This is a genomic window from Bacillus sp. JKS001846 (assembly GCF_900176455.1).
Classification (GTDB): Bacteria; Bacillota; Bacilli; order Bacillales; family Bacillaceae_G; genus Bacillus_A; species Bacillus_A cereus.
Genome location: NZ_FWYG01000001.1, coordinates 2,975,915 through 2,990,540 on the forward strand (window position 1 = coordinate 2,975,915; position 14,626 = coordinate 2,990,540).

Below are 14,626 nucleotides of genomic sequence, written 5' to 3' on the forward strand. Positions count from 1 at the left end.
AGATTAGGAGTAAATCCTAATCTTTTTATTTATACATATTTTTGTTAGTTATATCACTATCAATTCCAAAACGGGACATTTTGAATAAATGAAACCGTCAAAATAAGTGTTGATGCGGAACCAGCAGTTACTAAAGTTACTATTTTTCGTCCATTCTGTTCTTTTGAAGGTTTTATAAGTTCTGTAATTAACACAATCCATATTATGATAGATACTATTGAAATAATATTTATAGACATATGTAACACATCCCTTCGTGTTTTTACATAAATATTTCTTCTTTTATAAAATAAAAGCAATTTAACAAGAAAATATGTAACGCATTAAAAATCAATATTTTCCTGTTAAACCACCTTTTTTAAATAGAAATACGACTGATAAAACGATAACAACAGCCTTCAAACTGCCCCAATATGGATAAATAGCATGATCTGTTAGACTAGCATGCTGAAAAATATTCTCTAAACCGAAAATTCCTATCATGACTGCTAAAAGAAATGAAGCTGATCCATACGTCCCTTTACGATAGAGGATAAATAAATAGACTGTGAAAATTAGTGGTAAGATGATTTGTAGTACGATTATCATAGTTCGTCCCCCAGATTATTTATAATTATATTATATACAAAATTGTAATAAAAAGGAATGCGACTTATTTGATACTAACAGAACTACTCTAATCATATTCTTCTATAAAAAAGAAGAAAAAGGGGTGTACAGTTAATTGACAAAAGTTAAAGTTAGTTTACGACCCATTGTTCATAACGTAAATTTACCAACTGTATTGAAAACAACGATACTTCCAGGTGAATCGACCGAAAGACTATTTATCGCAACTCAATTAGGGGAGATTTTTTACATAGGGGACGGAGTTATAAAGACATTTTTAGATATTCGTCACCTAATTATTAAATTAGGTACATTTGAAGAAGGTGTTTCTAGTAGCGGTTATGATGAACGCGGATTGCTTGGACTTGCGTTCCATCCACAATTTTATCAAAATGGGTTATTTTATCTTCATTATTCAGTAGCTGGAACTCAAGGGCCAGGTGCATTTTCTGAGCAATTTAAACCGAATCCTTGTGACCCTAAAACGTTAAATTTAAAGTGGTTTAATAGAAATACGCAATATGATCACATTGATACAGTGGAAGAATGGACTTTACAATCTAATGGTCAAGCTCAAAAACGACGAACATTACTGAATGTAAGAAGACCATTTTTTAATCATAACGGAGTCAATAGTTTAAACTTTTCACCTGAGACTGGAAAACTTGTTTTTACAAATGGAGATGGCGGATCAGGTTATGATCCATTTAATTTAAGCCAAGATGATTTAGAAATAGCAGGAAAAATAATTGAAATCGATGTAAGTAAAAATACATTTATAAATAACCCTCCTGTAGTTACACGCTTTAATGAACTTCCTTTATCTATACAAGAAACACTTACAGTAATTGCAAAAGGAGTACGTAATATAACCGGCATTTCATTTCAAAGGTTTTATAATCAATATATCAAATACGCCGGAAATGTCGGACAAGATATTGTAGAGTCTATTTTTTCATTTGTTCAATATAAACCTATACCGGTTACAAAACTTGTTCAAATGCATTTTATGAGGTTAACTCCCAAACAAGATGGGTTTATCAATTTTGGGTGGCGAGGATGGGAAGGGGATTTACCTACTTCTTTTATACGACATTGTTCTGAGAATCAGACTTTGGATGAGAGAACAATGGTTTATTATGATGAAACAATACAAACTTCAGTGAAGCGTATTCTGCCTCTACTTAGTTATTTTCATAAAGATTCTAGAACAGATAAGTTTGGAGGAACTTCACTTACAGGAGTTCAGCCATATATGGGAAATGCAATTCCAAATTTAACAGGTAGCGTTGTTTTTACTGACCTTGCCAAGAAAGGAGAATCTCAGTCTCCAATTAAGGGTGTTTTAGCCTATACTAGAGCAGGTACAGACGGTAAACATGCTGACTTTTATGCTATTGAAACCAATTATGATTTTGGTACGCAACCAGCTTATTATATGAGTTTAGGAACAAATTCGGATCAAACTAAATTATATTTAGGAGTTTACAGTTCTATGAAAGTAACTGATTTTAACAAAGGTACCATTTTTGAAATTATTCCTTGATACGATATAAATTCTCAGTTTAAAAACATAAAGAGTTTATTCTGCTTCAAAAACGCACAACTTGACTTGTCCCCCTAAAAATCTTCAATCTATAAGTATCTATTATATAGTGATTTATAACTAGTAGAAAGCAACTCATAAACCATAAGTGTATGAATAATATAGAAAGTAATGAATGTGGTATCTTTAGGGGGTATTTTAATGAATTGGTTTGTACGTTATTGGTATCAACTGATGATAGAACATGATGCGAGCTTTGTTCATAAAAGAAAATTGTCTCTTGCGAATAAGTTAGTACTTACAGCTTTGATGAGTGCATTGGCCACCATGTTTCAAGCAGCTGGAAACTTAGTTCCTGGTATAGGTTTGCTCATTAGTCCATTTTCGACATTACCGATTTTTTTTGCTATTTTCTATTCTATTCGTGAGGGAATACTTTCTTATATTCTTACTATTTTTCTATTATTTATTATTGAGCCCAGTGAACTAATTGTCTTTCCTTTTACTACAGGCTTATTAGGTCTAGCCTTAGGAGTATCCTTTTTAAAATTAAAGAGGAGAATTTGGATTGTTTCTTTTTCAGCAACTTGTCTACTTATAGGTATTATGATCGTTCTCGATGTTTTCCACTTTCCGGTACTTGGTCCTGCTGTTCATACAACTATGGATATAAAAATTATTTTATCAATATTTATAATGAGCTTTCTATACTGTTGGATTTATGCAGGTTTTTGCAGAATAATGATGAATAGATTATATAAAGTGTTGTATTGACAATGGCATAATGAGGATTGGAGATTGAATTCATGACTAACGTTGCAGTTAGAAGACCGAATTTGAATGATGTAGATGAACTATATTTATTTTTCCGTATAGTTATTACGAATACATACAAAGATGAAGGATTGTCACAATTATTAGATGACATAGAAAATGAAATTAACTCAAAAAATCAGTATTTGAAAAGTGACTTTGATAGTAACGGAGAAAGTCGTTACTTTTTATTAGCAATTGATACAAGTAACGATAAAATCATTGGAACAATCGAAATCGGTCCAGCAAGTACATTGATTAATAGTTGTACAGGTGGTGTACTTAAAAATTTGTATGAAATAGGAACTGTATTCATACTTCCGGAGTATCAGAGAAAGGGAATAGGGAGTTTATTACTACATACAATGTTTCTTACATTACTTAGCAGAGGGATAACAGAATATTGTTTAGATAGTGGATATAAAAATGCGCAAAGTATATGGATGAAAAAGTTTGGAAAACCTAGCTATGTATTGAAAGATTACTGGGGAGAATCCAGTGATCATATGATTTGGAAGAAAAGTTTACATGATACACCTATAATATTTGAATTATAAAATGAAATATGCCTCTGAACATAGCTTTTCTTACTTATGTATGCTATTATTTATCTTTATAATAAAAGAGGACGTGAATGAACTTGATTAAAATTAATATTCCTGAAGCTGATGTTTCAATTACTGAACGTAAACAAGTTATTAAAGGAGACGAGCCAATCATTACTCCAATTAATGGATTTATCGATTTCCACTTGTTCCCTAGAGATAAAGGCGGCATTTTTATGTTTTACAATATTAATGACGAACTTCTTTTCGTAGGTAAAGCTCGTAAAATTAGACAACGTATTAAGAAGCATTTTGAAGATAATGTTTCACCAATTAAAAATCACCGTGATGAGGTATACCGCATTGATGCATGTATCGTAGAAGATCCAACAGAAAGAGAAATTTACGAAACATATATCATTAATGAATACAAAGCGAAATATAACGTTGATAAAGTATTCTACAAATAATCAACATTAATAAAAAACAATCCTAGCTAATATGCAAGGATTGTTTTTTATTTAGATTTATTCTTCATATCTTTCTCCTTTTTTCAAATGATTAGCAGCAACAAAACAGATTACACCTATAAATATAAGTACAATACCAACCGTTTTATGTTTTCCCTCAAAGAAAGGAATATCTGAAATAACATTTGTCATACATAGTCCTAAAAATACAAGGATAGGGCCCACCCAAAGTAATACATTACCGAATTTTGTGTGCTTCCACATAATAACCCTCCTTAACCCTCTTTACATATATATCCATAAATAAAAAGTAAATTCATAGAGAAATATAGTTTTTTTCATATCGGAAATTTAACCCTCATATATTGGTACAAGCAAAAGAGAAAGGAGACCATCATGAATTGGTTAGAAGCTTTCATACTAGGTATAATTCAAGGTTTAACAGAATTTTTACCAATCAGTAGTACCGGACATCTTTATTTAGGAAGGCATTTGTTCCGATTAGATGAGGCTGGCTTATTTTTAGATACGATGCTGCATATTGGGACTTTACTTGCGGTTTTTATTTATTACAAAAAAGAATTTATATATTTAATTAAAAACCCATTTTCAAAGCTCATGTTATTACTTATCGTTGGGACAATACCCGCAGTTGTAATTGGTTTATTGTTTAAAGACTTCTTTGAAGATATTTCAAAAACAGGAATCACGATCGGTTGGGAGTTTTTAGTGACCGGATTCTTTCTCTACATGGCAGATAAACAAAAGAATGGTCGTAAAAAAATGGATGACATAACATATAAAGACGCATTAATTATCGGTTCATTTCAAGCTGCTGCTATTTTTCCAGCCATTTCCCGTTCTGGAATGACAATTGTCGCTGCATTATGGAGAAAATTAGACCGTGAAACTGCTGCGTACTTTTCTTTTTTACTATCGACACCAGCCATCGTTGGAGCTATCATTTTGCAATTTGTAGACGTTTTTCAAGGGAAAGCAGAATCTATTTCTAGTACATCTTTAATTGTCGGAACGTTATCAGCAGCGTTTTTTGGATACATAGCCGTTTCATGGATGATTCAATATTTAAAACGTCACTCCTTAAAAGTATTCGCGTATTACGTATGGGGATTAGGTATTTTAATTTTAATGTTGCAATTTACTGATGTATTTTAAGTATAATGATAAAGCAGTTAATTAGTTTAAGATCCTGTTTCATTCATACAAGGCAGGATCTCTTTTTATTAAGGGGGAAAATATGTTTAATAAGGCTATCGTTATTGGTGGAAGTATGGCAGGAAAGTTTGCAGCAAAAGCATTATCAACTTCTTTTAAAGAAGTAATCATTATAGAAGCTGGTGAAAGATGGGATGGAAAGTCTTTGAGAAAAAGAGTTCCACAAAGTAATCATCCTCACGTGTTATTAAAAGGTGGAGAAAACGCAATTGAAGAATTGTTTCCTAATATTACGAACGAATTAATAGAAGCGGGTAGTATTATAAACAACTTTACGCGTGATTTGAAATGGCATCAATTCGGTCTATGGAAACAACCGTTCATAGGGGAAGTACATATGATTCAACAAAGTCGTCCTTTGCTAGAATGGCATATTCAAAAACGAATACATCAAATTTCAAATATTACTATTAAATATGAAACATTGGTTAAAGGGTTATTGGTAGATGCAAAGCTTAACAAAGTGTGTGGAGTAAAAGTTAAATATTTAGAGACAAACACACAAGAAGAAGTTCATGCGGATCTTGTAGTTGATGCGAGTGGATTTGGCTCAAAAAGTATAGAGTGGCTACGAGAATACGAAATTAAAGTACAAGAAGAGAAAGTTCGTATTGATTTATTTTACGCAACGAAAATGTTCAAACTTAAAGAAAATGAGGAGTTAGACTGTTGTAATATGCTAATGTCTCCTAGTTTCCCTGATAACCCTTATGGCGTTCTTATTCAAACGATAGAAGATAATCGTTATTTTGTTACTTTTAGTGGATACGCAAATGAGAAAGCACCACAAACAGATGATGAGTTTTATGATTTTGCTGAAAATCTATCAATTTCTAATGTTACAGACTTCTTAAATAAGGCTGAGGGAATTACTGATATAAAGACATACAAAATTCCTTATCAAGTACGCCGGCGATTTGATTTAGTGAATAATGTACCAGAAGGATTATTAGTTATTGGAGATGCGCAATGTCGTTTTGATCCCGTTTTCGGCCAAGGCGTATCAGTTGCTGCTATGGAGGCTCACCAATTGCAATTACTTTTGCAAGATAGAAAACAACTTGATAAAACATTTACACAACAATTTTATAAAAAGGCAGCTACTATAATAGAAACCCCTTGGGATATGACAACAACAGAAATATCACGTCACCCGCAACTAAAGAGAGAATTAACTACAAAACAAAAATTTCAACTATGGTATACGAAGCAAATATATCGACTATCCGCAAGTAATTCTGATGTTTATATTCGGTTAGTACGAGTGATGAATTTAATTCGTAGTCCATTTCATCTCTTTCATCCGAAAGTGCTACTATCTGTATTACTTAATCGAAAGAAATAGCAGGAATATAATTGATTAAAAAAGAATGTATAACAGTTAGTAAATCAAGAAGGAGAATACGGGATGGAAATATACATAGAGCAACTAAAGAAACAAGATGCTAAGGATTTATTTACGTTTGAACTTACAAATAAATCTTTTTTTGAAACAATGGTACCAAATCGTGGCTCGAAATATTTTGAATTTGAATATTTCCAAAAACTACTAGACGATTTATTAATAGAACAGGCAGATGGAGATTCTTATTTTTATTTAATTCGTAATGAAGAAAAAGAAATTGTAGGGCGAATCAATTTAGTAGATATAGATACGGAAACTCGAATTAGTTCGCTCGGGTATCGTGTCGGAGAAAAATTCACTAAAAAAGGAGTTGCAACAGCAGCCGTAAAATTAATTTTAGATGTAGCGAAAAATAATGAAATTACTGAAGTTCATGCTAAAACAACGACTAATAATCTCGCATCACAAATTGTACTAGAAAAAAGCGGATTTTCTTCTTATCAAAACGAATCAGATATAACATCTGTAGAATTAAATGGAGAACATGTGAAGTTTGTACACTATATTTGGAGAAATACTTCGCACTTATAATAAGGAGGACTTATTCATGAATGATTTACGTTATCCAATTGGCCAATTTACATACAAACGTCCTATAACTGAAGAAATGATTGATACATGGATTCAAGAAATTGAAGATTTACCTAATGAACTAACAAAGGCAATTAAAGATTTAGATCAGAAGCAGTTAGATACACCATATCGCGTTGGAGGTTGGACTGTACGTCAAGTAGTTCATCACGTCGTTGATAGCCATATGAATAGCTACATACGCTTTAAATTAGCACTGACAGAAAAGAATCCAACTATTAAGCCGTATAAAGAAGAGAAGTGGGCAGAGTTACCTGATTCAAAATTACCGGTAGATGTTTCACTAGTAATGCTAGATTCATTACATAAAAGATGGGTTAATCTTTTATATTCTCTAGAAATTGAAGATTTAGAAAAGACATTTAACCATCCTGAAACTGGTGAAACAAAACTTGCTGTTGCAATAGGACTATATGCATGGCATGGTCGTCACCATACCGCTCATATTACTTCTTTAAGAAAGCGTCTAAATTGGTAACATGGAGATTATATTAGAAAAGGTGACAGAAACTGATGCAGAAGTTATATTTCAAATGCAAATAGACTCATTTAGCTCTTTATTACATAAATATAAAGACTATGAAACAAATCCAGCAAATGAAACTATTGAAAAAACTATTTTTAGAATAAATAATCCCAGCAGTAATTTTTATAAGGTGATAATAGATTCGAAACTTGTTGGAGCGATATGTATATCCGCAAAAGAACTACCTTATAAATTTTGGATTAGTCCAATGTTTATTCATCCAATCTATCAAGGGAAAGGAATTGCTCAGAAGGTACTTATTTTAATTGAAGAAATGTTTCCAGAAGCACGAAGTTTTGAACTTGCTACGATTTTAGAAGAAGAAAGAAATTGTTTTCTATACGAGAAAATGGGGTATAAAAGAACAGAAGTAATAAAGAAATTAAATGATAAAACTACACTTGTTTATTACAAAAAAGAAAGGTAAAGCATTTAAAATACGCTTTACCTTTTTATGTTATTTTAGATTAAATATACAAAAATAATGTATGTTCTTCCAAAATAATCGGGTTAGTAATTTCGAAAATGAATAAAGATACAAAAAACACTACTTTGTCGTAAAGGTTACTAGCGCTTTTTGAATGCTTAAAATACTATCGTCACCTTTAAATTCTTTCGTAATTGGTTCGTCCATACTAGACACCCAAATTTTAAGTTCTGCATCTAAATCAAAATGCCCAGCCGTTTCGATGCTATATTGTGTAATACTTTTATAAGGAATAGAATGGTATTCTGTTTTTTTGCCAGTTACTCCTTGTTTATCTACTAATATAAGACGACGATTTGTAAATACGATTAGATCACGAATTAATTTATAAGCATGCTCTACTTTTTCATCGTCTAGCATAATCTTCTCTAAATCACGTTCTACGCTTTCAGAACTCGTATTTGATGCATTTCCTAAAATACCGCTAAATAAACCCATATTAAATTCCTCCTTTAATATATGTGGAATGAATTACTTATATTGTAACATGTTACTCACAAAGATATTATCACATTACTTTAGTAGTTTCTGGTTATTGTTGTAATTAGTTTATATAACCTCATCTTAAAATCTTATGCTAATATGAAATTAAGAAAAAAGAAGCAGAGGGATATAGAATGAAGAATATCGGTTTAGTATTAGAGGGCGGAGGAATGAAAGGTTTATATACTGCAGGTGTACTCGAATATTTCATGGAAAAGAACTTATTCTTTCCATATGTAGTCGGCGTATCAGCTGGAGCCTGTATGGGAGCAACCTATTTGTCGCGTCAACAAGGGAGAAATAAGAAAGTAAATACAGAGCTAGTATCAGATTACAGGTATATATCTTATCGAAATTTAATTCGAAAACGTGAATTATTTGGAATGGACTTTTTATTTGATGAAGTACCTAATAAAATTGTTCCATTTGATTTTCAAACTTTCTTAAACTGTAATGAACAATTTGTTATAGGGACGACTGATTGCGAATCAGGACAAGCTGTTTATTATAATAAAACAGAACATGGAAATGATATTTTAAAAATCATCCGTGCATCCAGCTCTGTGCCGTTTATAGCACCTGCTGTAGAATATGATAATCGAAAATTACTAGATGGAGGAATTATAGATCCTATACCAGTTTTAAAAGCTCAAACTGATGGTTATGAAAAGAACGTTGTAATTATGACAAAGCCAGAAGGATACGAGAAGCAGCGAAATAAATTTTCTGGTCTAGCTAAAATTCTATATAGAAAATATCCGAAAATCGCAGAGAATTTAGTAGACCATTATCGTTTTTATAATGAGACGATATCTTATATGAATCAAGAAGAACAAAAAGATAATTTTTATGTAATTCAACCAAGTGTACAGCTTCCTATAAGCGGAATAGAAAGAAATAAGGAAAAGCTCGTTAATTTATATAATCTTGGGTATATCGATGCTCAATATCATTATGAAAACTTATTAAATTGGCTAGAGAAATAAAGGAGTGGTAGGTAAAAAGGTTATTTTTAATGAATTGCAGAACATGCCTAGTCTACTGTATAAACCGTTTCCGAATTGTGACATTCGAAAAATAAGAAAAGATTTTAATAATACGTTTACAGAAGATGATTGTATAAGCGCTGATTTAAATTATTATTGGATGCATACAGCAGGTACTTTAAGTTACGTGCTTAATAATAATGAACAGGAGATTGTGTTTAATCAAATTAAGTGGCTAAGAAAATCGTTTTTTGAGTGGTTTCCGCAATATCGTTTTCTAGAAACAGAGATTATGAATTATCCCATTTTATATAGAGATTTCATGAATTATGAAAAGACCCGTAAGCTATTACTTTATTATCTTACTGAATAAAAATTAAAACGTACAAGTGATGCTGCTTGTACGTTTTTTGTTCATAAAATATACAATATTAACACCTTGTCCATGTAGGTATTTTAACGAGAAAAAAGAAGTACATATAGAATATGTAAGAGGGAGGAGATAGAAGCTTGTTAGCTGTTTTCCTTTCAATTCATGTCCAACTCAAATATTTCAAGTAAAATTCGCTTCTAAATGGTATTATCAAATATCAAGAAAACTAATTTAGAAACGAAGAAGGGACAGGTTTAATATGGAAAACGTATCAAATGTAGATAAAGTAGAATCTATACAGTCTTTACAGTCAACAATCCGTAAACTTGAAAATGCACTATCTCAGATGACTCAAAAAGGTGCAAATACTACATTAGTGAAAAAAAGACTCAAAGCAGCTAGTATCGGCTTAGCTATGTTAGAAAGTATTTGGAATCAAGAAACCCATCATTACACCCAAGAGGATTTAGCAGACGCTCGAAATGTTCTAATTGGTTTGTTGCCATCAATTGAAAAGATTTATGTTAAGTCAAAGCTTGGGAGTCCTCAAAGAACACTGTTAGAAAGAAGAATAAAATCATTGGAACTTTCTATTCAAGCAATTGATCATCTTTCTAATCAATAACTTCTCTAAACACATAACTTACGACTACTTTTATATAGGTATTCTAATGAAAAAACTACATATAGAATACTACAAAGGAGAAAGAGAGGTGATGGAGAAGGTACCAATAAAGCGTCTGTGTTAAAAATAGGTATGGACGTGCAGTATAGCAGTCGTTTTCCTTCAAATGATTATCCATCCGGAAAGATTGAAACATATTCTTTTTATAGTTCGATTTTAAATAACACACGTAAAATTCATATTTATACGCCTCATGATTATTCTCACACTTCACATCTTCAAGAACTTCTCATTGTATTTGATGGGAATTCATTCATAACCTTCCAATCGCAAAAACACTTAATTATTTAATTTACAAAAATGAAATCCCATCTTGTATTGCTGTTGCTATAGATCCTGTCGATCGATTAGAAGAGCTAACTTATAATGATAAAATGAATGCATTTTTCAAGGAGGAATTACTTCCGTGGTGTGCATCAAGAAGCAAAACATACAACAATTGCTGGTTTCAGTCTTGGTGGCTTAGCAGCTTTTTATGCAACACTTCAAAATCCACATGTTTTCGGAAATGTGTTGTCAATGTCTGGATCCGTACATTGGAAAAAAGATGATTATGAAAATGCAATTCCTTGGATTGAAAATCAAATTTAATCAATAGATTCTAATGCGACTCATCTCTATTCTTACATAGCAGTAGGAGAACTTGAAAACAAACCTCTTTTAACGGCTAATAGACGTCTGTATAAAGCTTTAAAAGAAAAGGAATACCAAATTACTTATGAAGAGTTTCAAGGCGGTCATGATAGCGTGTGGTGGCGAGAAAAGCTATTCGAAGGATTAAGGGCATTGAATTTTACAAAAACGACACTAAAAAATAAAAAGGAGAGAGAAGCTATGAATCAAGAAGAACTAGATAAAAAACTAAAAAAGCAAGAGATTTTAGTAAAAGATGAGAAAGTTTGGTCGTATACGTATGAGGATCATATTAGTTCTATCGTTAAACAAGCAGAACAGAAAGGAGCTTTTGATAATTTACCTGGTAAAGGTAAACCTCTTAATCTCGATAAAGATCTTTCTTACAATCCTGAAAAACAACTTTATAGAACTTTAGCAAATAATCATGTTTTGCCTAGGTGGATTGAGCTTTCAAAAGAAATTGACGATTTAAAAGAAAGACTAAAAGAAAATACAAATACGGCAGAAGCAGCGGATTTAATTCGAACTATTAATAAAAAGGTTTTAGAACATAATTTACTTTGTCCACCAAGTGCGCAAAAAACGAGGGTGAAAACGGACTTTTAACAATTTTTCACGAAGCTATTTCTTGCTATATAATTAAGTAAGGCATTTTCAATTCATTACTAAAGGGAGGCAAATGTGATGAAGAATACGTATCAACTTCAAATTCCGAAAGAGCTAGAACAGTATCGTAGTATTTTAGAAGAAAGTGTAAAACCGTATATTAATGTGTCTGGAACATTAGCAGAGACAACGCTTTTTGAAAGTAAGTTTGGTGGTTATCCGTATTTACCTATAGATCAAGAGCATCCTAAAGATTCAAACGGACTACCTATGATGTTACTTGCACAGTTAAACTTTGAAGAAATTCCGCATGTTGAATATATGCCTCAAAAGGGAATGTTACAGTTTTTCGTAAGTGCTGATGATGAGCTTTACGGAGCAGATTTTGATCATCCAACAATCCAAAAAGACTTTCGAATTATTTATCATTCTACAATTATAGAAGATTTAAATAAGGTAATTACTGATTTTAGTTATTTAAACACTTTAGAATTAGAAGACTTTATCATACCTGAAGCAGCAAAACTGAATTTTGAGTTAGCTTATCAACCAGTAACACCAAGAGATTATCGATTTGAAATGATTTTTAGTGATAACATTGATTGGGAAGAAATTGTTGATGAAGAAAATAATACAGAATTAGGCGAACTGTATGATGATTTATGTAAAGATCAAGGACATAAAATTGGTGGATATCCATTTTTCACACAGACAGATCCGAGAGAATGGGAAGAAAAATACCAGCAACATGACATATTATTGCTGCAAATTGATACAGACGATTCATTAAATATTATGTGGGGCGATTCTGGGGTTGCTAATTTCTTTATACGTAAGGAAGAGCTGTTAAATCTAGATTTTTCCAATGTCATTTACAATTGGGATTGTTACTAGAGGATATAAATAAAATAATAGCTAACAAAAAATCTTCCTGAAGGTGAGGAGGATTTTTTTATGTTAAAAATAAGCGTTATGTTAACTAGAATAAAAAAACAATGGGTGTAATGAAAGTCAAGCCTAAATAACAGAAATAACAACAAATAATCTAAAGTTATAAAACGTGTGTAAATAGCAACAAATTCATAAAGTAAAACATAAAATGAATATAATAATTTATATTTTGTATAGAAATAATTTTTCTGTATAAAAAATTTCTTGTCGATCAAAAATGTTTTTGATTCGATAATTCTTAATTGATTATTGATTTGAATTTGCTGTGATGGATTTATAGCAAAATAAATGATAAAAACTGTAGAAATTCGTTTAGATAAGATTTTGTGTAAATCTCACTAAAAATCTCTGTTTCGTCTCATTAAGTATAGTTTACTTGGTTTTTGATACCCGATATCGCTTTGTTTCTATAACTGCCTATAATATATATTATGTTAACTGTAAAAAAGTAATAAACTTACTAAGTTTTAGTTGTGCTTATTATGATCCCCTTTTCCACCGAATTAGTAATGTGTGATTGGTTATGTATTTATTCGCTTTATTAGCTATTGATAATAATATTTTCGGATATAAATTAGATTTTAAATAATAAAAATACAATTCGTTTAATCTGTTCATTTTAAACGAATTGTATTATGATGACGAATATTTTTTTATAACTAGTTTGCTACAGCGATTGCTTCGATTTCAATTAATAAGTTATCGTTAATTAACTTTCTAACTTCTACAGCTGAACTTGCTGGTGGATTATTAGTGTCAATGTATTGATCTCGAATATTTCTCACAATGGCCATTTGAGAAATATCTGTTAAAAAAAATGTTAATTTGACTACATCATTAAATTTTAATTCCGAAGTTTCCAATGCACTTTTAATATTTTCGAATACTTGTCGCGTTTGTGTAGCTAAATCGTCAATTCCAACTATTTGACCGTCAGTGTTAATCGCTACTTGTCCAGATATGTAAATTGTTCGTTTAGCGTTTGTAACTTCGACTACATGCGAGTATCCAAAAGTTGGTGGCATCGTTTCTGGATTGATAAATTTCTTTTGCAAGGCTCTTCTCCCCTTTAAACATTTCATTTTCTTAATGTTAGGTTTTGATTTCAGATTATCCTCTATTTACTAATAATTATTTATCGATTTAGCTGCTACATTTGTAAAAGTGTATTAGCACTTTAATTTAAAGTTATTGATGGATTATGTACGTTTGATTTTTTTTGTGCTTGTTATAGCTTGTTATAATTACACCTTGTTTTATTAATTCTTCAGTTACTTTTGTATAGAAAAAGTGATACCACCAGATAAAAAACTCTTCATAAGTAATTTCTTTTGAGTATCTGCTGCTGGCAAAGTATTCTTTTAAAGATTTATCGTTTTCATTAAACAATAAGACTAAATCTTTACTGATCCAAGATGAAGCATTACAAGTAAATATTGAAGTTTCGTTCCTTTTATTTTTATAGATGGCGAATTATCTCCAGAGAAAATCATTTTAGCTTCATAAGCTGTATGTAATATATTCTCCGGAATATTATTAGTAAACACTTCATAACCCCTCCCTTACTAGTAAATTCATTGTAAGATTTATGTATTTACTAACTTCTATAAACGAAAATAAGTATCCTCTAATAATCTCAAATTAAAAACCTTAGCATAGATATACTAAGGTTTTTTGT

At 31.2% G+C, this 14,626-nt stretch carries 20 protein-coding genes and 2 pseudogenes; 15 read left to right on the forward strand and 7 right to left on the reverse strand.

Features of this window, described 5'->3' with window-relative positions; genetic code table 11:
* Positions 1 to 59: 59 nt before the first annotated feature.
* Together B9A45_RS16035 and B9A45_RS16040 are read right to left on the reverse strand one after the other, a co-directional pair.
* Positions 60 to 239 (reverse strand): hypothetical protein, encoded by a 180-nt coding sequence (locus tag B9A45_RS16035; protein ID WP_000026326.1) that lies wholly within the window; start codon positions 237 to 239, stop codon positions 60 to 62.
* Positions 240 to 330: 91 nt separating this feature from the next.
* Positions 331 to 588: a hypothetical protein gene (locus B9A45_RS16040; protein ID WP_084064240.1), complete on the reverse strand. Its 258-nt coding sequence runs from the start codon at positions 586 to 588 to the stop codon at positions 331 to 333.
* 136 nt (positions 589 to 724) lie between these two features.
* On the opposite strand from B9A45_RS16040, the gene B9A45_RS16045 reads away from it, so the two are divergent.
* The 4 genes from B9A45_RS16045 (at position 725) to B9A45_RS16060 (ending at position 3,983) form a co-directional block, all read left to right on the forward strand.
* Positions 725 to 2,155, forward strand: a complete 1,431-nt coding sequence (locus B9A45_RS16045; RefSeq protein ID WP_053513122.1) for a PQQ-dependent sugar dehydrogenase — start codon at positions 725 to 727, stop codon at positions 2,153 to 2,155.
* Positions 2,156 to 2,356: 201 nt separating this feature from the next.
* Positions 2,357 to 2,929, forward strand: a complete 573-nt coding sequence (locus B9A45_RS16050) for a YybS family protein (protein ID WP_016110101.1) — start codon at positions 2,357 to 2,359, stop codon at positions 2,927 to 2,929.
* Between the two features lie 32 nt (positions 2,930 to 2,961).
* Entirely contained in the window at positions 2,962 to 3,525 is a 564-nt protein-coding gene (locus B9A45_RS16055) for a GNAT family N-acetyltransferase (protein ID WP_084064241.1), read from the forward strand.
* 77 nt (positions 3,526 to 3,602) lie between these two features.
* A complete protein-coding gene (locus tag B9A45_RS16060; protein ID WP_001048941.1) occupies positions 3,603 to 3,983 on the forward strand; it encodes a nucleotide excision repair endonuclease in 381 nt (126 codons plus the stop codon).
* A 57-nt stretch (positions 3,984 to 4,040) separates the two neighbouring features.
* Here the strand turns inward: B9A45_RS16060 and B9A45_RS16065 are convergent, their stop codons facing one another.
* On the reverse strand, positions 4,041 to 4,247 hold the full coding sequence (locus B9A45_RS16065) for a hypothetical protein (RefSeq protein WP_000265477.1): 207 nt from the start codon (positions 4,245 to 4,247) through the stop codon (positions 4,041 to 4,043).
* A 132-nt stretch (positions 4,248 to 4,379) separates the two neighbouring features.
* Here B9A45_RS16065 and B9A45_RS16070 point away from each other — a divergent pair, with 132 nt between their 5' ends.
* The 5 genes from B9A45_RS16070 (at position 4,380) to B9A45_RS16090 (ending at position 8,168) form a co-directional block, all read left to right on the forward strand.
* Positions 4,380 to 5,159 carry an undecaprenyl-diphosphate phosphatase gene (locus B9A45_RS16070; protein ID WP_001104298.1) on the forward strand — a complete coding sequence of 260 codons (780 nt, stop codon included), beginning with the start codon at positions 4,380 to 4,382 and terminating at the stop codon, positions 5,157 to 5,159.
* A gap of 82 nt (positions 5,160 to 5,241) precedes the next feature.
* Positions 5,242 to 6,564, forward strand: coding sequence for an FAD-dependent oxidoreductase (locus B9A45_RS16075; RefSeq protein WP_016110100.1), 1,323 nt, complete (start codon positions 5,242 to 5,244; stop codon positions 6,562 to 6,564).
* Positions 6,565 to 6,627: 63 nt separating this feature from the next.
* Positions 6,628 to 7,155, forward strand: a complete 528-nt coding sequence (locus tag B9A45_RS16080; RefSeq protein WP_000409242.1) for a GNAT family N-acetyltransferase — start codon at positions 6,628 to 6,630, stop codon at positions 7,153 to 7,155.
* A 16-nt stretch (positions 7,156 to 7,171) separates the two neighbouring features.
* On the forward strand, positions 7,172 to 7,693 hold the full coding sequence (locus B9A45_RS16085) for a YfiT family bacillithiol transferase (RefSeq protein WP_000999070.1): 522 nt from the start codon (positions 7,172 to 7,174) through the stop codon (positions 7,691 to 7,693).
* 1 nt (position 7,694) lies between these two features.
* On the forward strand, positions 7,695 to 8,168 hold the full coding sequence (locus tag B9A45_RS16090) for a GNAT family N-acetyltransferase (RefSeq protein ID WP_002005126.1): 474 nt from the start codon (positions 7,695 to 7,697) through the stop codon (positions 8,166 to 8,168).
* Positions 8,169 to 8,288: 120 nt separating this feature from the next.
* On the opposite strand, the gene B9A45_RS16095 is transcribed toward B9A45_RS16090, so the two are convergent.
* Positions 8,289 to 8,666 (reverse strand): PH domain-containing protein, encoded by a 378-nt coding sequence (locus B9A45_RS16095; RefSeq protein WP_084064242.1) that lies wholly within the window; start codon positions 8,664 to 8,666, stop codon positions 8,289 to 8,291.
* Between the two features lie 179 nt (positions 8,667 to 8,845).
* Here B9A45_RS16095 and B9A45_RS16100 point away from each other — a divergent pair, with 179 nt between their 5' ends.
* From B9A45_RS16100 to B9A45_RS16130, 6 genes and pseudogenes are all read left to right on the forward strand, one after another.
* Positions 8,846 to 9,697 (forward strand): patatin-like phospholipase family protein, encoded by an 852-nt coding sequence (locus B9A45_RS16100; protein ID WP_000789291.1) that lies wholly within the window; start codon positions 8,846 to 8,848, stop codon positions 9,695 to 9,697.
* Positions 9,698 to 9,701: 4 nt separating this feature from the next.
* Entirely contained in the window at positions 9,702 to 10,070 is a 369-nt protein-coding gene (locus B9A45_RS16105; RefSeq protein ID WP_016110097.1) for a YxiJ-like family protein, read from the forward strand.
* A 259-nt stretch (positions 10,071 to 10,329) separates the two neighbouring features.
* Entirely contained in the window at positions 10,330 to 10,695 is a 366-nt protein-coding gene (locus tag B9A45_RS16110; protein ID WP_000432685.1) for a hypothetical protein, read from the forward strand.
* A gap of 93 nt (positions 10,696 to 10,788) precedes the next feature.
* Positions 10,789 to 11,565, forward strand: a pseudogene (locus B9A45_RS32735) (alpha/beta hydrolase-fold protein); the annotation flags it as partial.
* 24 nt (positions 11,566 to 11,589) lie between these two features.
* A complete protein-coding gene (locus tag B9A45_RS32740; RefSeq protein WP_033683881.1) occupies positions 11,590 to 11,997 on the forward strand; it encodes a DnaJ family domain-containing protein in 408 nt (135 codons plus the stop codon).
* A 78-nt stretch (positions 11,998 to 12,075) separates the two neighbouring features.
* The gene (locus B9A45_RS16130) at positions 12,076 to 12,891 is read left to right on the forward strand and encodes a YwqG family protein (RefSeq protein WP_084064244.1); all 816 of its coding nucleotides are present in this window, start codon (positions 12,076 to 12,078) and stop codon (positions 12,889 to 12,891) included.
* A 716-nt stretch (positions 12,892 to 13,607) separates the two neighbouring features.
* On the opposite strand, the gene B9A45_RS16135 is transcribed toward B9A45_RS16130, so the two are convergent.
* The 3 genes and pseudogenes from B9A45_RS16135 to B9A45_RS32195 form a co-directional block, all read right to left on the reverse strand.
* Positions 13,608 to 14,003, reverse strand: a complete 396-nt coding sequence (locus B9A45_RS16135) for a RidA family protein (RefSeq protein WP_001169714.1) — start codon at positions 14,001 to 14,003, stop codon at positions 13,608 to 13,610.
* A 133-nt stretch (positions 14,004 to 14,136) separates the two neighbouring features.
* A pseudogene (locus tag B9A45_RS16140) lies at positions 14,137 to 14,367 on the reverse strand (hypothetical protein); the annotation flags it as partial.
* Positions 14,343 to 14,495 (reverse strand): hypothetical protein, encoded by a 153-nt coding sequence (locus B9A45_RS32195; protein WP_002005131.1) that lies wholly within the window; start codon positions 14,493 to 14,495, stop codon positions 14,343 to 14,345. The gene B9A45_RS32195 and the pseudogene B9A45_RS16140, both read right to left, overlap by 25 nt.
* Between the last annotated feature and the right edge of the window lie 131 nt (positions 14,496 to 14,626).